The organism is Geomicrobium sediminis, from assembly GCF_016908595.1.
GTDB classification, from domain to species: Bacteria; Bacillota; Bacilli; order Bacillales; family Marinococcaceae; genus Geomicrobium_A; species Geomicrobium_A sediminis.
Map to the genome: position 1 here is coordinate 471,445 of NZ_JAFBEC010000001.1, position 20,883 is coordinate 492,327.

Here is a 20,883-nt window from a genome sequence, read left to right on the forward strand (position 1 = left end):
CTTTGTCTTAATAAAATCTATAATTAGATTTAATCTTTTTGTCATCTATATGTGCTATGCTGTAGCGTGGTAGCTTTTGCAAAAGAGGTGTAGTCATTGAATGATTTACGTGTTCCTGATAAGCGATTCCGACCCGAACTAGAAGGTGTGCGCGCGGTTGCTGCTTTGCTCGTTGCGGTCTATCATATTTGGTTTGGCACGGTGTCTGGTGGCGTCGATGTCTTTTTTATCGTTTCTGGATTTCTAATTACAACGTCCCTTTTGTCCCGTCTTGAGCGGACTGGAACGATTCAGTTTGGTACGTACTTACTCGGATTAATGCGACGGTTATTTCCATTGGCCTTTTTCGTGATGTTCGTTACGATCATCTTCTCTTATTTCTATTTGCCGCAATCACAATGGTCACAAATGATTTCAGAAGTGTTTGCTTCCGCACTTTATTTTCAGAACTGGGAGCTCGCAACAAATTCCGTTGATTACCTTGCGCAAAATAACGAAGCAAGCCCGCTCCAACATTTTTGGGCGTTGTCCATTCAAGGCCAATTTTACATTACGTGGCCACTGATTATTTTACTTGCTTATTTTTTAGCAAAGAAACTATTCAAACAACCGGTGCGAAAAACGTTACTATCGGTTCTTATTACGATTTTTCTCGGATCATTTGCTTATTCTGTATACATTACAACGGTCAACCAGCCGTGGGCGTACTTCGATACGTTCGCTCGAGTGTGGGAATTTAGTATTGGCGGGATTTTAGCACTTACCCTCTCTTATTTCTCGCTACATCGTACGGTTAGTTTCATTTTAGGTTGGCTAGGCTTATTGATCATTGCCTTTACCGGAATGGTACTCCCGGTCTCCGACCTCTTCCCGGGTTATGCCGCACTACTTCCGATCTCTGGGGTTATTTTTATCTTAATTGCCGCTGAAAATGGTACAACCTTCGGTGTGCAAAAAGTTCTCGGATCGAAGCCCTTCGTTTACTTTGGAAGTATTTCTTATGCCTTTTATCTCTGGCATTGGCCGATTCTTATAATGTACTTTGCAATTACGAACAATGCGACCGTTTCATTCGTAGACGGGTTATTATTACTCGGACTATCACTTATTCTTTCTGTAATCTCTGGAAAAATAATCGAATCACCCACTCGAAGCCGAAGTGTAAAAACACGCAAGGACAAGGGAAAAGTCATTGCTATGCTTGCAGTTTTTATGATCCCGGTGTTCATCGCAAACGGAGGCTGGCAGTGGCAGCATACCCAAGTCCAACAAAGCCTTGTATCTTCAGAGGGAGCGTCTATTAACGATTTCCCTGGAGCCCAATCCGTTTCACATGACGTAACACCAAACCCGGACATTGACCCGATGGACCGGATTCTACAAGCGAGTGAAGAGTTACCGTCAATGTATGACGACTCGGAATGCTACACAGGACTTGATAGTGATCGCATTCATCGATGCTCCTTTGGGGAAACAGAAGATCCTGATTATCGCGTGGCATTAGTCGGCGGTTCCCATTCTGGTCATTGGTTTCCAGCACTTGAAGAGATTGCAGGAGACTTGAATATGCAAATCGACACGTACATTAAAGACGGTTGTCGCTTTACGACAGACAATCATGGTGGAGCCCTTACCGATCTTTGTGTGAATTGGAATGAGCATATTATTCAACCGCTTATTGATCATGAACCCGACTTAATCGTGACGACTGCTAATGCGAATATCGAACTAACGCCAGAAGGGTTCGTCGAGATGTGGGAGAACTTCGAAGGTAAGATTGATATTCTAGCGTTACGTGACAATCAACGGATGGATTTCGATGTTCCACAATGCTTAGAACAAGCGTCAGATTCGTCTGAGTGCGCGACACCTCGCGATGAGTTATTAACTGAGGAGCAACCGTGGGATTGGATTGGTGAAGAGAATATTCCATCAAATGTACACCTTGTGGACCTGACGGACCACTTCTGTGTAGACGGAGAGTGCCTACCGATTATCGGTAACGTCATTACGCTAAGAGATAACAATCATATCTCCACACTCTATGCGAGGACACTCGGACCTGCATTACGAGAAGAACTCGAACCTATTCTTAACGAAGATTAAAGAAAGGGACAGTCCCCTGGCGCGTTAAAGCGTTGGGGGACTGTCCCTTTGCATGGTATCGTTCAATCGCATTTAATGAACGGATAAGCGAATTTGCGATCGGTTCTGTACTCTTCCACTAAATCCATTCATTGTAATCACAATTCATACTCAACTAAATAAAATTCTTCTGCGAATTCATTTAACCAGCGCAGTACCCTTAGTTGGAATTAGTTTGTTATAAATATTTATACTCATAACTTGAAACCATATCGGCTGGTTCCATTCTTTCATATTCTTGACAATTTAAAAGGAGAGTTTGTTTAGAAAATCTATGATTAAATAGGCAATTATAGCGTCAGTTTTAAATCTGTACTTTCTGCAGACGTTAAAACTATATCGAGTAGCTTAATTCATACTAACATCATTGGATGGAGACACAGATCTCTTTCCTTGCTTATTTAATAATTTACATTTTAAAAGGTATAGGCGAAAACGTGTATTTTGTTTTTAATTTTAAGTGTTCACGTCATTTCAATAACAATATAGAGCACAAATATAAAAAGCTGCACAGAGGTTTTAACCTCTGTGCAGCTTCAAAAGATCTCACTATTATTTAGAAATAGATACTTCTACAGTTACAGCATCATCTAAAAGGTTTAGAACTTCGTTATCAATTGGTAACGCTTCGTAACCATTTACATATACGCCTTCAATGACGATTGTAAAAGTAACAGCATCTCCAGCCGATAATGTAACTCCGTCAGATAAATCACCTGTATTTGGAACAGTTACTGAAGTTGGATTTACATTTGTCACTGTAAAATCAACATCGAAGTTATCTTGTGTAAAGCTATCATTTAGAGCATTGATGTTCCATGTATTACCTGAAACGCTAGTAGGATCGAATCCATAGACATTTACACCTGTAGCTAGATCCTCTCCAGCTTGATTTTTAAATGATAATACTGGCTTGTTATATTGATAACCACCATTGCTAGCTGCATTAGCTACAGCAATAGCATAGTTATCAGGTAATGCTAGAGGAGTTCTATCTAATACTAACTGCTCTTCATCTGGCTTACCAAATAGAATTTCTTCAAAAGTGATTGAAGTATCAGCATCCGCAAGTTTGATTGCAGCTGTTGATGATACTCTAGATGCAGATGCAGGGTTATTCGCACTGTTCAAGTAATCGATTGAGAGCGTCTGAGTAATACCATCAGCTTCTACATCTACATTTACTGAGCCGCTGTCTGTTAAAAATGTTCTAGCCTCATCAGTATCAAAGAATGATAGTGTAGTTCCTCCAGTTTCTGGAACATCGCTCAACCACTCGTTATCATTCACATTAGAAGACGTAATTTCCACAGGTGATGAAAGTCCAATTCTATTACCTTCATCATTTAATACATATACTCGAGCTTCATCTTCATTATCAAAATCAATTGAGTTCACAAAATTTCCCACGTTTGCAGTAGCTAATGCGTCAATAGCAGAAGGAGCTACAACGTCTAAGCTCTGTTCAGTATCAGTAATGTCAACATCTGCTACATTAACTGCGATATTATGCGTGCTCGTTGGCGCATCATCACTCGCCTTAGCAAAGTAGTTAACTTTTACAGTTCCTGATAAATCTTCATTCTCACCAGCTTGGACATCAAATGTATAATCTCCACCAGTAATATCACTATTTAGTACTTCTACTGAATCATCGTCTCCATTTACATACAATCCTTCTGTATCAGAAGAAATTACAATTTTACCTTCAGAACCGAAACTATTAAACCAAGTATCATACTGATCAAGAGCTGAGATTGTTACTTCTTGACTATTTACACCTTCAACATAAGTAGCAGATCCTCTTGTATCACCTGATAAGTTGATTGAGGTAGTGTTTACTCCAATATCGTTGAATTTGCTAGCATCTACGACGTCAATAGTAACCGTTCGCTGCGTATCATCGTCGAATGTAACCTCGAATTTAGCCTCACCGGTACGCCCTGCATCATTAGCTGTTAACACTAATTCATTACCGTTAATACTTGCACTAGCAAGAGTAGAGTTCAAACTTCTAACTGTTGCACCCGCAAATGATAATGGTGCATCGTTAGGATCTCCATCAGTAACATCGAACATAGCAACGCTAGCACTATCTCCGTGAACTAAATCTGTCACATGATAGCTGTTCTCAAAAGCGACTGTGTTATCAGGCGCATTTGCAATGTCTGAAACTAGAGTAAATCCTCTATTTTCAATTTCTTCAACTTTTTCATCTACAGTAACTGTAAAAGTATTACGTAATACTGAGCCATCAGCAAGTGTAACTTTTGCTGTCACTTGGGCTGTACCAGCATTAATAGCTGTTACTTTTGCATCACTAAGTGTGGATTGACCTGTAGTCGATACAACATTCGTGTTACTTGAAGTTAATTCAACCGCTGTGCTACCAGAAACTGCATTACCATTTTGGTCAACAACATTCAGTTTTGATTCATCACCTTCAATTAATGAAGTACTTTCGAGAGAAACTGTTGTTCCTTCTGTGACTACCCAAGTAAACGTATTTTCAAAGTTTCTTGGCTCATCTTCAAATTGTGCTGGAACGATGTTTCTAGAATTAATTGTGTACTCTTGGTTACGAGTAAAGGCACGGTTAACCGTTACATCTACATAATCTCCATCTTCAGAGATTTCAGTATTCGTAACTGTACGATCACTTACTGTAAAGTTGTTGAAATCTACATTGTTGATTTGTTGGTTAAAGTTTACACGTACTGTGTTCTCATTGATTGCACGTACAGATGTAACTTCAACTGGTGCTTCTGCATCTACATCGCTACCTACGAATGTCAAGCTCGTACGTTCACCTTCATAGTGTAGGCGGTATACTTCATCAGCAGTTTGTGGTTCAGTAACAAGACGAACAACATTGTTCTCCCCGTCTTCACCTTCAATGATGTTCGCATCAAGAACTTCAAGCCCTGGGAATTCGAACTGCTCCGCGCTAACTTCTTCTACTTCTTCGTAGTATGTTACGTCAACCGTTTGGTTATCCGTTGCAGAAAGTCCCGCAATTCCTGAGTCAAGTGTGTTACGTACATCTACCGCACGATCAAGGAATACTGCCATTTGAACACGGTTTACTGGATCTTGAGGTTTAAATACTCCACTTTCAACGTATGAAATTCCATGTTGAGTGATGATTTCGATATTATCTGTATGTGCATGATAAGCTTTGTCTAAATCTGTAAGATTCGTTTCAGCACCTTCAATTGGTTCCAATTCGAAAGCACGTACTAGAATTGTAGCCATTTGCTCACGAGTTAAGACAAGGTTTGCACCGAATTCTGTACCACCATGTCGACCAACAATAATTCCAGCATCATTTAACGCTTTTGCAACACCTGCAAATACATTATCAGCACTTAAGTCAGTAAATGGGTCTTCAGTTACTTCAGGAATTTCCATCTCTAGAGCATTTGCAATCATACGTGCAGCTTGTCCACGAATTAACTCTACTCCTGGACGGTATGTACCATCGGTATGACCGTTGATTAATCCTCTTTCATATGCTCTTTGGATTTCTTCATAAGCATAATACGATGGAGAAACATCTGAAAATGCTTGCTCTTGCTCCTCTGCGTTAACTACCTGTTGAGGTGTAGTTACTGCAAATGCTGATGCTGCCATTGCAGCTGTCATTGTTCCTGCAATAAATTTACGATAAGACTTTGGTTGGTAAGCCATTCTTATTACTCCTCCTTTTGTATAGTACAAAGCTGCCTTGGAAGGATGAAACTACGACACAGCCTTGGACTTTATAAACATAAACATTCAGAAAGCTACGAGTATTACAACAAAACAAAAATAATTACAGTTAGTTATGTTAAATTGCGACCCCGCTTTGCCCTCTTACTCTTGTCAATCTTCAAAGTTTACTAGATAACAAGACTAACCATCACCCATTATATAGAGCTTTAAATCTACGTGTCAAACAAAAAATAGTCGATTTTTCTTATTAATGTGAAATGATTCCCATACGTGGGTCTTGTATTTTTTGATATTTCGACAAGTTACCTCAATTTTACAGGATGGAGGCAAATATTGCTAGGCATTTTCTTTTATTAATCATAAAAAGGTAGTTTTTTAGTGATTTAGTCTCTTACTTTTTGTATTTTTAATAATTTTAACCTGATTTTATAGATACTTTAGCATTAATAATATGAAATATCTTTGTAATACCAGTAAACATCTTAGATATTTTTATAGTTCTTTTTTCTCTATATATGATAATTGTTATAATTTATATTTATGAGATGAATTACTCATGCACATTTCTTCCTAGTGAATTATCTCTATTTTTCTGAATCGCTGTACGTAAATTATCACTCGGCATTTCCCGAACTTAAAACGCTTGGCACACATAAAAAAAAAAAAAAAAAAAAAACCACGCTCACCATAATTTGATGGCAACGTGGGTTTCTCTATTCTGTTTCTATTTCTTCTTCAAGCTCTTCGTCGTCTTGCGCTTGTCGTTGCTCTTCTTCTAAAATTTCGTGAACAAATGACTCTACATCATCACTTACTTCATTCCAATGATCGAAAACAATGCTTTGTTGATCATCGACTTGCTGGAGATCTCCTTGTAATTCCACTGTGAATCGATAGCGCGTATCAAATTGATGAAGCTCGTATGTCTCTTTGTCGATAAAAGCAACCATATCAATTCGTTCTATTTCTATGTTGTCAGCCATGTCCTCACCAAGTTCTTCATCGATCATTCCCCATTGTTCCATCTTATTCAGAACAAGTGGAATGTGTTGTTCTTGATCCGTTCGAAAAGATACTTCATAGAAGTCTTCTATTTCTTTCATCAACATGGATTCTTGAAACGGTTCATATCGATTCATTTCATCAATCGGATTGACCATCGACAAGAAGCTACCTTGAATGTCATCACTGAACTGTCGTATGTCCTCACCTTCTTCAACATACGCTTCTTCATCATTGATGTGAATTCGAAACTCTAACGGCTCATTAAAATCAACCAGATCGAGTGTACTAATCACGTATGCGTCAAGTGGGTGTAGTTGCATCGCACCTCGTGTGTTTGCATTCATACTTTCACCATTGATTTGTAGATTTTGCCACTTTTTAAAATGAACGTTCTCCGTCGATTCATCTAGGATCGTTTTAGAACGATTGAAAATGTCTTCAGGATTTTCTGTAGTTGTACAACCAGAAGCAACAATTAACATCATTACTCCGAAGGTCATCAGTCGCTTTTTCATAGGAACTCCTTTATTGAAGATTAAACGTTTACCGTTTTATTTTAGCGGATGCATGTTTCTTTGTATAGCCTTGTTACAGTTCTGTTACATTCCCGTGATCTACGACTAAAAAGACAATAGTTTCTTTTCTTCTCTAAAAATCGACATGTAACAGTCGTTCACGACTTCTTTTTACAGCAAGTACAGAGAGACTCTGTTTAAATTGACGTCTTTTTATAGAAAATGTTTCATTATGTCTCCAACTTGTTACACAACTGTAAAGGCACACATCTAAATGCCTATGATAGACTATGAATTGTTGAAAAGTAACTTACATATCCAACTATCGATGAACTCTATTAGAACTACACATACAACGTTTTACAACAATCTATTAAAATTATGAACCGTAGCAGGGGAGCTACAGGGGAAGGGGAATTCCATTGCGTAAGTTTCTAATGACTGCGGCAAGTGCAGTACTTGCACTGTCGGTGTTTTCTGCAGACGTCGAAACAGCAGACGCCCAATCCGCAGCCGACCAAGTAATTACAGAGGGTAAGAAGCATTTAGGATCACCATACCGTTACGGAGGGACAAGCCCTAGCGGATTTGATTGTTCAGGTTATCTCGTTTATATCTTTGACAGAGCGATTGACCAAAGTTTACCGAGAACCGCTGCTGCGCAAGCAAGTGCTGGTGACAGCGTGTCTAAGAGCAATCTACAACCAGGAGACCTCGTGTTCTTTAATACATCAGGTAGAGGCGTTTCGCACTCAGGAATGTACATCGGTGGTGGAGATATGATCCATTCCTCATCTTCTCGTGGTGTATCGATCGTCAGCATTAATGATCCTTACTACTGGGGTAGCCGCTATATCGGTGCACAGCGTGTCATTACAGAACAAGAAGAGGTTGCTTCTGAGACATCGCCACCTGAGCCAAAACCACTTCCGGCAGGACAATATCATGATGTACGTGAAAGTCACTTTGCATACGCCGAGATAAAATCTCTTGGTGAGTCAGGAATTATAAATGGCTATAGCGATTATACTTATAGACCTAACCAACAGATTGATCGCTCACAAGCAGCTGCATTAATTGCACGTACTTTAGACCTCAAACCTGATGGAAATCCAGGTTATGACGATGTGTCTTCTAGCCACCATAATGCTGATGTGATTTCAGCAGTTGAATCCGCTGGTTATTTCGATAGCATTGTTAAGGGTAATGATTTTAAACCTTCAGCAAAGATCACACGCGGGGAAATTGCAGCAGTATTCTACGAAGCATTTAACTTGGAAGGCTTTGAGTCTGAAGAGAATTTCCATGATGTAGCTGGTCATGAGTACTATGATCAAATCATGGCATTTGCAGGCACTGAAATATCTACTGGAACTCGTGACGGTGGCTATGACCCTGAAAGGGTTGCAAATCGTGGTCACTTCGCTGCATTCCTTGATCGTGCTTTAAATGTTCATAACTAATTAACAAACCAAAACCCGCCTCCGCATTTGCGTGAGGCGGGTTTCTTCATATGTAGCCGAGGAAACGGCGACGCTACATCGGTGTAGTCATCTATGTTTCATCGGGGGATCATTCGCTCAGGGGGTTGCGAACGATCATCTATTATACTAAGGGGGTATGGGGTTAGTTATTGTATTCACGTTTTGAACGGTTTCTAAACCTTTTTCTTTAATTTTTTTTGAGAAAATGTTTTTCCTCTGCTTTCTTCAACAAACCTTTCCAAATTTGTATGAGAATCGTTCTTTTCTCAGCGAAAAGTGGCGAGGAATTTCCCTTGCTTCTCGATTGCAATTCTCTTACGCTTAGATTATTCCATTTTCATAGATTTATTTTGAGAGGGGTTCGTACATGTCGAAGAAATCATTGTTGTTATCATTCGTACCATTATTCCTGTTATTTCTATTCTTGCCCGTCTCTGTACATGCCTATCAAACAGGCTATGTCGATACAAACGGCTCATTGCTCGTACGTGATAGTGCAAACACTGAGTCACCGGTCGTCGGTTCATTAGTCGATCGGCAGACGATTGAATACTTAGATGTAGGAAATGGTTGGGGACAAATTACGTATCATGGTCGCACGGGTTACGTAAGCCTCGACTACATTACAGAAACGGGTGTTGATGCTGTTGAAGACACCGATGCGCAAGACACTGTCGTCCATGAAGAAGCAGAGTCACCGCCGTTAAACGGTGCACCGCTTGGTTCAATCCAACGAATTGTCCTTGATCCTGGTCACGGTGGACAAGACCCCGGGGCGGTCGTAAACAATTTCTATGAAAAAGAAATTACACTAGACATCGCCAATCGTGCAGCAGCGTACCTAACGGACGCCGGGTACAACGTTAGCCTGACCCGTTCAAATGATTCATTTATCGCTTTAGACGACCGTGCGGACTATGCAAATGGGACAAGTGCGGATATCTTTATTAGCATCCACGCAAATGCTTCCTTTGATTTAGACGCAAACGGCATTGAAACTTACTATGCTCCTGGTAGCGCGGCTGGCCAGACGCTCGCTCATGCTTTGCAATCAGAAGCTGTTCGCGAGATCGACATGCGTGATCGCGGTGTGTTGCCGAGCAATTACGTTGTCCTAAGGAAAACCGCGATGCCTGCAGCTCTTATTGAATTTGGTTTTATGACGAATGAATATGACCGAAGCTTGCAACAGACCGATCTCATGCGCGATCAAAGCGCACGTGCAATTCTACGGGCAGTGCAATCGTTATAATTGCATACACTCAAAAAAAGCTACCGAGTTGAACTCGGTAGCTTTATCCATGTGATTCACTTTCTCTCATTCGGCTCTGAATTCGTCGTTCGAACTTGCGAATAAGATGGTTGTTAATCACAAACACGACCGCGCCGATGGAGATGCTAATCATCGTGCCGACAGGTACGCCGTGTTCGTCTGGGTTCACCACTGCCAAAATACTTAATGGGATGACAATGATGGTCATGAGGACTAAAAACGCAATGAGAAAATTCCTTAACATCTGCAGTGCATCCACCAGAACCCTGCTCCCCTTTTCCCTCAATTTGTTTCCTGGTGAGTCAACGCGTTACTACGATTGTTTCTCTTCCACGTACACTTGCTTTGGCACTGGAATGTGAATGTCCGCTTCTTCTAGCGCTTCTTTACACACTTGGCGAAGCTTACGTTCAACAGCCCACTGATTCATGTTCGTTGTGTACGTTAGGATGCGAATTTTCATGTCGTATTCATCGAAGCTAGACACCCCAAGAACATAAGGTTCTTCGACGATATTCTCGTCTTGTTCATACAACTCTTTCGTTGCTTTTTGAAGCACTGTAATGGCTTCATTGATATTTTCGTTGAAAGAGATTCCGATGTCAATAAATGCTTCCATATTTCCTCTGGAGTGATTACTTACACTCGTAATGTCACGGTTCGGAATGAAATGAAGGGTACCATCAAAACCGCGAATTCGCGTCGTACGAAGACCGACTTCTTCCACAATCCCGTCTAGCCCTGCTACCGTTACATAATCTTCTGCATCAATTTGTTTCTCTATTAATAAGAAGAAACCTGTCACAATATCGCTCACAAGCCCTTGTGCACCGAACGCAACAGCTAGTCCGACAACACCTGCACCAGCTAAGATTGGCATAATCTCAACGCCAAAGGCGCCTAAGAAGACGAGCACAAATACAAATAATAATACGTACGTAAAAATGCTATGAACCAAGTTCTTTAGCGTCTTAATTCGTCCTGGATGAATATTACGCTTCTCTGATACCGTCTTAAAAATCCGTGTAATCACAGACGCCCCGACTGCACGAACGATCAAATACCCGACGATAATGAGTACAATTTCAATTAGCACTGGAATTGCAGCGCTCATAATCGCTTGGAAATCAAAATCAAACACATAAACACACCTTTCTGTACGAGTTCTCGACCTTCTTTTTTCCCGTCCAAGCGAGTGACTAAACGTCAAATCCATAAAGAAAAGCCCTGTTCGTTGAACAGGACTACGTTAATCTTAATGAAGACGCTTCGCTCCTAAATAACGAGGATTCCAATAACTGTTATTCAAATCTGCGACTGTTACGCCAGTTGAAGAGCCAGCATGCACGAACTTGTTGTTTCCTATGTAAATCCCTGCGTGTGATGGTCCTCCTGTCGTATCAAAGAAGACGATGTCTCCTACGCTTGGTGAACTTACACTCGAACCACTAGAAAACATGTTGGCAACGGTTCGTGGTGTGTTCACACCATTTTCTTTGAATACATACTGAATAAATCCAGAGCAATCGAAACCTGAAGGAGAAGTACCTCCCCAGACGTACGGTACACCGAGGTGATTCGATGCGCTATTTACTACGTTCGTCACAAAGTTCCCGCCACTTCCTCCTCCTGATGAAGGCGGTGTTGACGGCTTGCTCGGAGCTGATGTGTTCCCTTGTAAGGCACCAAATGTTGCTGGGCCTGCGATGCCATCTACGGCTAAGCTTTGATCTTGTTGAAACTTACGTACTGCTTGATATGTAAGATCCCCGAACACCCCTGTTGGTGCAATGTTCATATAGCCCTTATCACGAAGCAATTGCTGTAAGTTCGTTACTTGCTGACCTTGCATCCCTTGGCGAACGATCCCATTCCCACCTGACGGTGCCGACGGTGTCGTACTCACGCTGTCACCCGCACGTTTCGGACTGCTCGCGAGTGTTCGATGCGTTTGCGGGCCAACTAAGCCATCCGCTCCGATTTGGTTCGTTCGTTGAAAGTCTCGGACTGCTCGTTCTGTAACTGGACCAAACACGCCCGTTACCGCATGGCTGTAATACCCTAAGTCCTTTAATTGTTGTTGCAAGACGGATACTTGGTTGCCACGATCACCAGGACTTATTAAGCCTGTCGATGTCGGCGTAAAGTTTCCTGAATCTCCTGAGGAAGAATTGCCTCCTCCTGAGCCGAGAACACTTTCTGAGCCTTGAACGACTTGTAATTGTCTCTGTGTCTGTGGACCAACGATGCCATCGACCCCAAGACCGTGTGATCGTTGAAAGTCTTGAACAGCCGCTTGTGTGACACGACCGAAATGGCCATCAACCGTTGAGTTAAAGAATCCTAGATCTCTAAGCTGTCGTTGCAAATTCGAGACGCTTTCGCCTTTCATGCCATTGCGAATAAGTGTACCAGAAGAGCCTCCTGAAGTACTCTGGCTACTTCTAACTTGTTCACTCGGTCGGTCCTTTAGAAGGGCACCGATCGTTTGTGGTCCGGCAATGCCATCGACACTCAGTGAATGATCACCTTGGAACTGCCTTACAGCCCGAACGGTGATGTCCCCGTAATACCCGGTTGCGGTTTGGTATGTAAAGTATCCTTTTTCCTTTAACAATGTCTGTAAGTGGCGAACGTCTTCTGATTGTTGCCCGTAGCGTAACACCTGGTTCTCAAGCGCCGCATCAGCGATCATTGGAACCGTAAGCGCTGCTCCTGTAACAGTAACCGAAGTAATTGCAAACTTCTTCACGGTACTGATCGTCATCACAGTCCTCCTCTTCGACGTCGAATATTGTCGAATATTATTTAATTGTTATAACTACTCATAGTACAATTATTTTACTACTTATTACTCAATATTACTATTTAATTCCCTCCATTTCATAAAAATAGTCTATATGTCCATATTGACACCTAAGTATTAAGCATCACTTAGGTGTCTAGACGGCAAGCGCCATTGATAATAGACCGATAACATCCGCAACACAACAATACTCACAACGATTACTCCATACCCGATTGGATGAGTAATGAAACCTAATCCGATTGGAATTCCTGCAAGTAATGTCCAAGCGATGTAAATTTCTTTTTGTAAGAAGAGAGGACGACGTCCTGCAAGTAAGTCACGAACCATTCCTCCACCGGTTCCAGTTAGTGCTGCTGCCGCAATTGCTGCGCTCACAGGTAGACCCATGTCCGCTGCAAAGATTGCCCCTTGTGTAGCAAAAGCCGCAAGTCCGATCGCATCAAAAAACACGCCCCACATCGAGCCGCGCCGGTCTAAGAACTTCGGGAATACAAAAAGAATCGTAATTGCAACGAATGCAATCATAAATAACGGCCCTTGACCCCAAAGTGCGGTAACTGGAACACCGATTAATAAGTTCCGGATGGCACCTCCACCAAATGCCGTCACAAATCCGAGTATGTAAACGCCCATTAAGTCATATCGTTCTTCCATGGCAACGACCACTCCACTTAATGCAAAGGCGAGCGTACCGATAATATTTAAGAGATCCCAAGTCATTCCATTCGCACCTTTCTGTGAAACTATTATGCCACAAATCCCCAACTTCATCTATTGCTACACAGAATATCTCCATTGAAGAAAACAAAAAAGCTCCTCCATTCCTTTACGGAACAAAGAAGCTTACATCGTTATTTAGTAATTATCGTACGCGCTTCAATAAAACGCTCTTTCCAATAGCCTTGTTCTAAGCTTGATACGGTTACCCCTTGAGATTGACTAGCATGCACGAACGTTTGATTTCCAACGTACATCCCAACATAAGTTGGTCCCCCTGACGAATCAAAGAAGACGAGGTCGCCAACGTTCGGTCGTTCCACAGATCGACTCGCTTCATATTGGTCACGGATCGTTCTTGGAATTGAATGACCCTTCTGGCTGTACACGTAATAGATGAACCCGCTCGCATCAAACCCGTCTAGAGTCGCCCCACCAAAGACGAACGGTGTACCAACAAGTGTGGATGCCAAGTAAATCAGTTCTTGTCGTTCCTCGACATCTGGTCGTTCTGGTGTAGGCTCTTCAACTTCGCCAGGCAATACGTGCACGTCTTCCAAGCGATCAATCGTTGCTTGATTTGCTACACCGGTTGCCTCAAGGTTGTTCGCACGCTGAAAGGCTTGCAGTGCGTCTCGTGTGGCTTCGTCAAACTCACCAGTTGCATAGTCTTCTAAATACCCTAAGTCTCGCAAATACAGTTGGATGTTCTGAACGATTGGACCTGTGTCCCCTATGCCTTACGAAAAGTCCGAATCTGGATTTGTCGGCTCGTTCCCATGTAGCCAGTTCATCGTATCCGGTCCGGCAATTCCGTCGACGGCGAGCCCATTCTCTGATTGCAATGCACGTACCGCACGCTCTGTCGCTTGCCCGAACACGCCTGTCATTGCACCATGATAATACCCGTGATCTTTTAACAGTTGTTGTAATTCAATCACACGGTCTCCTGTATGACCATATGAAAGGTTCTTTTCAGTTAATATCTCTTCAGGTTCATACGGTGGTGCGACTTCCTCTGGAACTGCCTCAGTTCCAATCGCAATGGCAATTTGTTGTTTCGTCTTCGGTCCGACGATACCATCCGCTGACAATCCGTGGCTCCGTTGAAAACGAACGACTGCATCACGAGTAATTCTGCCAAAAAAGCCATCGATTCTTGAATTAAAGTAGCCGAGTTGCTTTAACTCGACTTGAAGCGCAATTACCTTTTCCCCTGAGCTACCGTTTTGTAATAGTTCAATCGGTTGATTAAGATTCGGAAACGAAGGCTCTTCATTCTGTGAATCACCGTGGAGTTTGGCCAATGTCTTCGGACCTACGATTCCATCAACCGCTAATTGGTGATCGGCTTGAAACGATCGAACGGCAGCCAACGTAAGCTGACCGAAATACCCAGTGGCTCTATGGTCGTTGAAATAACCTTGTTCTTTTAATGCGATTTGAAGTTCTTTTACATCGTCTGATTGTTGCCCGTAACGCATGAGTTCTGCTGCATCGATTGCACTTGGTGAAACGAATAACGCCCCTGCTGAAACTGCTGTAACCACTGCTATTTTACTCATGACTATAAGCTCCCCCTGCAAACACCTAGTACTTTCATTCTATACAGAGGGCATGACCTATTTCATGAGACAAATCACACGGTCAATACTGTCTGATTCTTGCGGGTCTCCATTTTAGAAATCGTGACTAAACACTTAATAACAAGAGAAAACACTTGATCAACCAACGGTTCTATTCCATAGGTCTTTCCTGTATCCAAAAAGCACACGATCACACACAGGTCATTCGACATATAACGACAAAAAATAAGCTTGGGATATTTTTCAAATTTACTGTCTCCATCTACTCTTATAGTTGGCAGTGTATTCCTAACAGCGACTAACTTCACAACTTTATGCTTAAGCAATGTTTTCCTTAGACCTAGAAAAATCCAACTGGATTCACCGTTTAAACCGATTTCTTCATTAATATAGTTATGTGTGCAACACCAAGAGATTCTTTTATGTAAACATAAAAAAAGCTGCTTCAAGGATCAAGTGATCCAAGAAACAGCTTAGTTATCGATTACGAATTACTCTTCAGTGTCTTCGTCTTCGTCTTCAACGTCTAATTCAGCGTCTTCGTCTGCATCAGCGTCTACTTCTTCTTCTTCGTCAGCGTCAAGATCTGCTTCTTCTTCGTCAGCAGGCTCATCGATTTCAAGCTCATCGTCGCCGTCTACATCAGCGTCAGCGTCAGTATCTACTTCTTCTTCAGTGTCGTCTACGTCTACGCCGTCTTCAGCTGGCTCTTCAGCGTCGCCACAAGCAGCTAGCATACCTACTGCGAAGATTGAAGAAAGTGCACCATATAGTAATTTCTTATTCATAGTTAATGTCCCCTTTAAGAGTTCATGATTTTGTGTTAGCCATTTGTCTTTCGGCTAACTTGTGTACATCATATCAACGATATCCGCGACCGTCTAGCGAATGCGTACATTTTTGAACGTCTTTGGACATTGTTTCATAATGTCATTGTTTTCTTACATTTCAACCTTATTACTTACACATTTCAAACGTATTCATGGATGTTCTGTGAACCTTTTACTATATAAATATATAAAAGAGACGTTTTTACGCCTCTTTATCCGTCAGTGCAAACATAAGATCAAGCTCTGCAACGACTTTATCGTCTACTTTTGCGACAGCATGACCTTTGCCAATCGTTCCTCGCACACGTGTTAGTGTCGTTTCTAAGATGAGTTGATCGCCTGGTGTAACTTGTCCTTTAAACCGGCAATTATCAATGCCTGCAAAGACCGCTAGTTTCCCTGCGTATTTCTCGTGTTTTAAAAGGGCCACCGCACCCGTTTGTGCAAGTGCTTCTACAATTAGAACGCCTGGCATAAGTGGGTATCCTGGAAAGTGTCCATTAAAAAACTCTTCATTTGCAGTAACGTTCTTCAGAGCGACACAACGCTCGCCTTCTTCCAGTTCTAGTACACGGTCAATGAGTAAGAATGGATAGCGGTGTGCGATAATCTCTTTAATTTCTTCCGTATTTAGCATCGATTCTCCGTCCTTTAGCCGCTAATATAGTCGTAAAGATCTGTCCATGTTTCCCATTGCAGTATATCATACCCTTCGCCACCACCGATGACTCGATAGCCGAACAAAAGTCCGAGCACAATCATCGCAGCAAAAAGAACGACGATGAGGACAAGTCGTAACCAAATCGGCACTAAGCGAACTTTCCGTGATCGCTTTAGGGCACGCTTTTCTTGTCGTTTTTCTTTTCGTCGCTGCTTTCGCATCGCTTTCGTTTCGTTTTCGTTTACTTCATCCTTTGCATGTCCAGCCATGAGAGTCCCCTTCTCTTCCAAGACAATCGGTGAAATATGTACTTATCGGAGGCTATTAACAAGACCCATCATTTGATCGGTTTGACGGAGAGACCTCGCATGCATGCTATACAAACGCTGCATTTCCATCAATTTTACCATCTCTTGGGCCATGTCGACATTCGCTTGTTCTAACGCTCCTTGTACGACCGTCCCGTTGTTCGCCGCTTCATATTCTAATACATCTGCCAATGTAAGATCAAGCGCCTCAACGTCCGGTAACGCAAATAAGTTATTACCGATTGACTCGAGCATTTGAGGTTTGCTGACGTTTGCAAGATTAAGAGTACCTAGTTCCACGTCTTGACCGTCGGCCATTTGGGCAACGAGGGTACCGTCAGCTTGTAAGGTAAAACTTTGGGCTTGTCCGGTAATTTCAAATGGCGTGCCATCCGCTTGCAATAACGCCGCACCGTCTCCTGAAACGATCCGCCACGTATTATCCCCTGATTCCGATAAGTAAAACGCACCGTCTCTTGTTAGAAACGTTTCGCCTTCTCGCTCAACTGGAAAAAAATGATTCGGGCTAATCAATGCAAAATCAAGGTCCCGTTCGCTCTCTTTCACTGATCCTTGTTCAAACCTTAATGCCGATTGGACCATTGCTGCACCTGATCCAGAACGAATGCCAGGTGGTGTTAAGCGGTTACCTTCTGGTTGCGGAACTTGCTGATTATTAATCTGTTGGAATAAAAGGTCTGAGAACATCGCTTCTCGACGTTGATATCCCGTCGTATTGACGTTTGCCAAGTTGTGCGCGGTCGTATCAATGCCTTGTTGAAGCTGTCCCATTGAAACGGCTGAAGTAAGCATCTTCTAACTCCTTCATTAGCCGAGCTTGCCGATGTCGTTGGCCGCTCGCTGCATGTTCTGATCGTACGCTTTTAAGATCGTTTGGTTTGCTTCATACAGACGATGAGCACTCATAAGTTCTGTCATCGTTTGCAGAGGATCAACATTTGATTGTTCGAGAAACCCTTGTTGCAATGCATAAGGCAACGCCTCGTTCTCTACAGCACTCGGCAATTCGCCTCCATCATAACGAAGAAGTCCATCTCCTGCTTTTACAAGGTCGTGATGATCCTCAGCAAAGGCAATGTTCATCTGACCAACTTCTTCTCCAACGTGATTAACAACCGTTCCCATGTCATTCACGCTAAACCATTCATTAGTTACGAGTAAAGGTTCTCCGTCCGTTCCAAGCACACGATTGCCGTTACTCGTCGTAAGGTAACCCGTACTATCTACAGTGAAATTCCCATTTCTCGTATAAACCGGTTCGCCATCATCATCACTGACGACAAAGAGAAGACTGCCTTCACCGACGATTCCTTGCAATAGGGCAACATCCGTCCCAACATTCGTCTCTCGTAAATCCCCTTGACGAAAATCAGCCGTTCGCTCTTGCATGTAAACACCTGTGTTCAATTCACCAATCGGTTGCCTTGAATTCGTGTTCATCGCTTGAATGAGCATGTTCGGAAAAGCACGAACGCTTGCGTGATCTGCTTTGTATCCAGGTGTTGTGACGTTTGCTAAATTGTCGTTCAGAACGTCGGTACGACGTTGCTGGGTAATCATCCCTGATGCTGCGTTGTAAAATCCTCGGATCATAGCTACCCTCCTCCAATCGTTAGGCTTTAAGGCGCGTTGACATTTTGTCGAGATTCTCTAAGATAATACCCGTTCCAACTGCCACACAGTGCATCGGCTCTTCAGCAATTAAGACCGGTACTTTTAATTCGTCGGTTAAGAGTGAATCCATTCCGTGAAGAAGCGCTCCTCCACCTGTTAAGATGACGCCTCGGTCAATAATGTCGGCAGACAATTCTGGTGGTGTCTGTTCTAGCACGTACTTCGCTGCCGCCACAATGTTTGCGACCGACTCACTCAGTGCTCCTTTAATCTCATCAGAATAAACCGTGATCGTTCTAGGCAATCCACTGACCATATCTCGTCCACGAATGTCCATTTCTTCGTTACGGTCTCCTGGCGAAACGCTTCCGACTTGCTTTTTGATTTCTTCGGATGTCCGCTCACCAATAAGGAGCTTATACTTCCGTTTAATGTAGGCTAAAATGTCGCTATCAAATTGGTCACCAGCCGTTTTGATCGACTTCGATGTAACAATCCCGCCCATAGAAAGGACAGCTACGTCTGTCGTTCCACCGCCGATGTCTACGACCATGTTCCCGCTCGGTTGGAAAATGTCCATGCCAGCACCAATTGCTGCGACCTTTGGCTCTTCTTCTAAGTAGACGTTCTTTCCGCCGCTTTTCTCAACGGTTTCACGGATGGCTTTCTGCTCAACAGAGGTAATGTCTGTTGGACAACAAATTAAGATTCTCGGTTTAACAAAGGAAGACTTCACATTTACTTTTGCAAGGAAGTGTCTCAGCATTGCTTCAGTAAGATGAAAGTCCGCAATGACCCCATCTTTCATTGGACGTGTCGCAACGATATTACCGGGTGTTCTACCGACCATGCGAAACGCTTCTTCTCCAACCGCTAGCGCTTTGCCTGTCGTTTTATCAATTGCGACAACTGAAGGCTCATTTAATACAATGCCTCGACCTTTAATGTGCATTAGCACATTTGCGGTCCCTAAATCTATTCCTATATCTCTGCCAAACATTTGGCACCTTCCTCTCAATATACATGATCTAGAACCGAACAAAATCCGTACTCACTAATGCTTTATTTTACCACAACGATGTCGAAATATGAATCTAAGGAACGAATCTTTTGTTATTTTCATTATGACCAAAGACAGAGAAAACATGCCGAATTCACTACTTTGCGGTTTGACTTGTCGAAAAAAAAGGAATTTTAACGTCGATGGCGAATGTCCACCAAAAGGAGTGAACGTTGATGATTACGATCAAAGCATTAAACGAAGCACGGGTTCGTTTGCACAACACTGTACACGTTACCCCTGTACTTACATCACGCACATTAGATGAACAAACTGGCGCATCCGTATATATTAAATCCGAACATTTACAAAAAACCGGTTCCTTTAAGATTCGCGGCGCTACAAATTGCGTCATGATCGCCAAAGATCAAGGAGCGCGTCATCTCGTTGCCGCCTCGTCAGGCAATCACGGTCAAGCGGTTGCCTTTGTCGCTCGAGAGCTTGGGATTCCCGCTACGATTGTCATCCCAGAGAACGCAAATGCAGCGAAAGAAGAAGCCATTCGTAATTACGGTGCAGAAGTCGTTCACGTTGGTACGACGTCTTCAGAGCGACTCCAATACGCAGAACAACTCGTAGAACAACTTAATGCCACTTTCATCCCTCCGTATGATGATGAAGCGGTCATGGCCGGTCAAGGAACGGTCGGTTTAGAAATTCTTTCGCAAGTCCACGATCCTGAAGTTGTCATCGTTCCGATCGGGGGCGGAGGACTCATATCTGGCATTAGCACTGCGATTAAACACATCAACCCAAAGATTAAAGTCATCGGTGTAGAACCTGAAAACGCAAGTGACACGTTAAAATCTCGCAAAGCGGGTCAACGGATCACGATTGATCGTGCAGATACAATCGCTGATGGGCTAAGGGCATCAACACCAGGCGAGATGACCTTCCCAATTATCGAGGAACATGTCGATGACATTATTACAGTCAGTGAAGAGGAAATACGCGAGGCATTCGTATTTTACTTGTCACGAATGAAACAAGTCGTTGAACCGTCTGGAAGTGTCACGCTCGCTGCTCTTCGTTCTGGAAAAGTGACGCATCACGGTGGCAACGTTGTCGTTGTTGCAAGTGGTGGGAACTTGGACTTACGTGCGATTAAACGCTTTGTGGAATAACAAAAGGAGCTACCTTG

General features: G+C 42.8%; 18 protein-coding genes. 4 read left to right on the forward strand and 14 right to left on the reverse strand.

Annotated features, from left to right (window positions below):
* Positions 1-96 precede the first annotated feature (96 nt).
* On the forward strand, positions 97-2,106 hold the full coding sequence (locus tag JOD17_RS02375; RefSeq protein ID WP_204695537.1) for an acyltransferase family protein: 2,010 nt from the start codon (positions 97-99) through the stop codon (positions 2,104-2,106).
* 591 nt (positions 2,107-2,697) lie between these two features.
* On the opposite strand, the gene JOD17_RS02380 is transcribed toward JOD17_RS02375, so the two are convergent.
* Together JOD17_RS02380 and JOD17_RS02385 are read right to left on the reverse strand one after the other, a co-directional pair.
* On the reverse strand, positions 2,698-5,835 hold the full coding sequence (locus JOD17_RS02380; protein ID WP_204695538.1) for an S-layer homology domain-containing protein: 3,138 nt from the start codon (positions 5,833-5,835) through the stop codon (positions 2,698-2,700).
* Positions 5,836-6,572: 737 nt separating this feature from the next.
* Positions 6,573-7,379, reverse strand: a complete 807-nt coding sequence (locus JOD17_RS02385) for a DUF6612 family protein (RefSeq protein WP_204695539.1) — start codon at positions 7,377-7,379, stop codon at positions 6,573-6,575.
* Between the two features lie 422 nt (positions 7,380-7,801).
* On the opposite strand from JOD17_RS02385, the gene JOD17_RS02390 reads away from it, so the two are divergent.
* Together JOD17_RS02390 and JOD17_RS02395 are read left to right on the forward strand one after the other, a co-directional pair.
* A complete protein-coding gene (locus JOD17_RS02390; RefSeq protein ID WP_204695540.1) occupies positions 7,802-8,842 on the forward strand; it encodes a C40 family peptidase in 1,041 nt (346 codons plus the stop codon).
* A 388-nt stretch (positions 8,843-9,230) separates the two neighbouring features.
* Positions 9,231-10,115 carry an N-acetylmuramoyl-L-alanine amidase family protein gene (locus tag JOD17_RS02395; protein ID WP_204695541.1) on the forward strand — a complete coding sequence of 295 codons (885 nt, stop codon included), beginning with the start codon at positions 9,231-9,233 and terminating at the stop codon, positions 10,113-10,115.
* Between the two features lie 43 nt (positions 10,116-10,158).
* Here the strand turns inward: JOD17_RS02395 and JOD17_RS02400 are convergent, their stop codons facing one another.
* The 12 genes from JOD17_RS02400 to mreB all read right to left on the reverse strand — a co-directional run bounded on the left by JOD17_RS02400 (position 10,159) and on the right by mreB (position 19,682).
* Positions 10,159-10,395 (reverse strand): hypothetical protein, encoded by a 237-nt coding sequence (locus JOD17_RS02400; RefSeq protein ID WP_042358146.1) that lies wholly within the window; start codon positions 10,393-10,395, stop codon positions 10,159-10,161.
* A gap of 54 nt (positions 10,396-10,449) precedes the next feature.
* Positions 10,450-11,277, reverse strand: a complete 828-nt coding sequence (locus JOD17_RS02405; protein ID WP_338028742.1) for a mechanosensitive ion channel family protein — start codon at positions 11,275-11,277, stop codon at positions 10,450-10,452.
* Between the two features lie 114 nt (positions 11,278-11,391).
* Positions 11,392-12,903 carry a C40 family peptidase gene (locus tag JOD17_RS02410; protein WP_204695543.1) on the reverse strand — a complete coding sequence of 504 codons (1,512 nt, stop codon included), beginning with the start codon at positions 12,901-12,903 and terminating at the stop codon, positions 11,392-11,394.
* A 156-nt stretch (positions 12,904-13,059) separates the two neighbouring features.
* A complete protein-coding gene (locus JOD17_RS02415) occupies positions 13,060-13,665 on the reverse strand; it encodes a trimeric intracellular cation channel family protein (RefSeq protein WP_204695544.1) in 606 nt (201 codons plus the stop codon).
* 131 nt (positions 13,666-13,796) lie between these two features.
* Positions 13,797-14,399: a C40 family peptidase gene (locus tag JOD17_RS21680; protein WP_338028747.1), complete on the reverse strand. Its 603-nt coding sequence runs from the start codon at positions 14,397-14,399 to the stop codon at positions 13,797-13,799.
* Between the two features lie 3 nt (positions 14,400-14,402).
* Positions 14,403-15,227 carry a peptidoglycan-binding domain-containing protein gene (locus JOD17_RS02425; protein WP_204695546.1) on the reverse strand — a complete coding sequence of 275 codons (825 nt, stop codon included), beginning with the start codon at positions 15,225-15,227 and terminating at the stop codon, positions 14,403-14,405.
* A gap of 512 nt (positions 15,228-15,739) precedes the next feature.
* A complete protein-coding gene (locus JOD17_RS02430) occupies positions 15,740-16,036 on the reverse strand; it encodes a DNA primase (RefSeq protein WP_204695547.1) in 297 nt (98 codons plus the stop codon).
* A 244-nt stretch (positions 16,037-16,280) separates the two neighbouring features.
* Positions 16,281-16,715 carry a 3-hydroxyacyl-ACP dehydratase FabZ gene (fabZ, locus tag JOD17_RS02435; RefSeq protein ID WP_042358141.1) on the reverse strand — a complete coding sequence of 145 codons (435 nt, stop codon included), beginning with the start codon at positions 16,713-16,715 and terminating at the stop codon, positions 16,281-16,283.
* Between the two features lie 14 nt (positions 16,716-16,729).
* Positions 16,730-17,008, reverse strand: a complete 279-nt coding sequence (locus JOD17_RS02440; RefSeq protein ID WP_042358140.1) for a DNA-directed RNA polymerase subunit beta — start codon at positions 17,006-17,008, stop codon at positions 16,730-16,732.
* Between the two features lie 42 nt (positions 17,009-17,050).
* Positions 17,051-17,860, reverse strand: a complete 810-nt coding sequence (locus JOD17_RS02445; protein ID WP_042358139.1) for a flagellar hook-basal body protein — start codon at positions 17,858-17,860, stop codon at positions 17,051-17,053.
* Between the two features lie 15 nt (positions 17,861-17,875).
* Positions 17,876-18,661, reverse strand: coding sequence for a flagellar hook-basal body protein (locus JOD17_RS02450; RefSeq protein ID WP_204695548.1), 786 nt, complete (start codon positions 18,659-18,661; stop codon positions 17,876-17,878).
* A gap of 19 nt (positions 18,662-18,680) precedes the next feature.
* Positions 18,681-19,682 carry a rod shape-determining protein gene (mreB, locus tag JOD17_RS02455; RefSeq protein ID WP_204695549.1) on the reverse strand — a complete coding sequence of 334 codons (1,002 nt, stop codon included), beginning with the start codon at positions 19,680-19,682 and terminating at the stop codon, positions 18,681-18,683.
* Positions 19,683-19,918: 236 nt separating this feature from the next.
* Between mreB and JOD17_RS02460 the strand changes: the two genes are divergently transcribed.
* Complete coding sequence (locus tag JOD17_RS02460) at positions 19,919-20,866, forward strand: threonine ammonia-lyase (protein WP_204695550.1); 948 nt, start codon at positions 19,919-19,921, stop codon at positions 20,864-20,866.
* Positions 20,867-20,883: the final 17 nt, after the last annotated feature.

What these genes read in the sequence shown, in the direction of transcription:
- fabZ (WP_042358141.1), bottom strand. Translation starts at nt 16,715, where the DNA reads ATGCTAAATACGGAAGAAATTAAAGAGATTATCGCACACCGCTATCCA.
- JOD17_RS02430 (WP_204695547.1), bottom strand. Translation starts at nt 16,036, where the DNA reads ATGAATAAGAAATTACTATATGGTGCACTTTCTTCAATCTTCGCAGTA.
- JOD17_RS02425 (WP_204695546.1), bottom strand. Translation starts at nt 15,227, where the DNA reads ATGAGTAAAATAGCAGTGGTTACAGCAGTTTCAGCAGGGGCGTTATTC.
- JOD17_RS02395 (WP_204695541.1), top strand. Translation starts at nt 9,231, where the DNA reads ATGTCGAAGAAATCATTGTTGTTATCATTCGTACCATTATTCCTGTTA.
- JOD17_RS02445 (WP_042358139.1), bottom strand. Translation starts at nt 17,860, where the DNA reads ATGCTTACTTCAGCCGTTTCAATGGGACAGCTTCAACAAGGCATTGAT.
- JOD17_RS02380 (WP_204695538.1), bottom strand. Translation starts at nt 5,835, where the DNA reads ATGGCTTACCAACCAAAGTCTTATCGTAAATTTATTGCAGGAACAATG.
- JOD17_RS02410 (WP_204695543.1), bottom strand. Translation starts at nt 12,903, where the DNA reads ATGACGATCAGTACCGTGAAGAAGTTTGCAATTACTTCGGTTACTGTT.
- JOD17_RS02415 (WP_204695544.1), bottom strand. Translation starts at nt 13,665, where the DNA reads ATGACTTGGGATCTCTTAAATATTATCGGTACGCTCGCCTTTGCATTA.
- JOD17_RS02450 (WP_204695548.1), bottom strand. Translation starts at nt 18,661, where the DNA reads ATGATCCGAGGATTTTACAACGCAGCATCAGGGATGATTACCCAGCAA.
- JOD17_RS02440 (WP_042358140.1), bottom strand. Translation starts at nt 17,008, where the DNA reads ATGGCTGGACATGCAAAGGATGAAGTAAACGAAAACGAAACGAAAGCG.
- JOD17_RS02460 (WP_204695550.1), top strand. Translation starts at nt 19,919, where the DNA reads ATGATTACGATCAAAGCATTAAACGAAGCACGGGTTCGTTTGCACAAC.
- mreB (WP_204695549.1), bottom strand. Translation starts at nt 19,682, where the DNA reads ATGTTTGGCAGAGATATAGGAATAGATTTAGGGACCGCAAATGTGCTA.
- JOD17_RS02385 (WP_204695539.1), bottom strand. Translation starts at nt 7,379, where the DNA reads ATGAAAAAGCGACTGATGACCTTCGGAGTAATGATGTTAATTGTTGCT.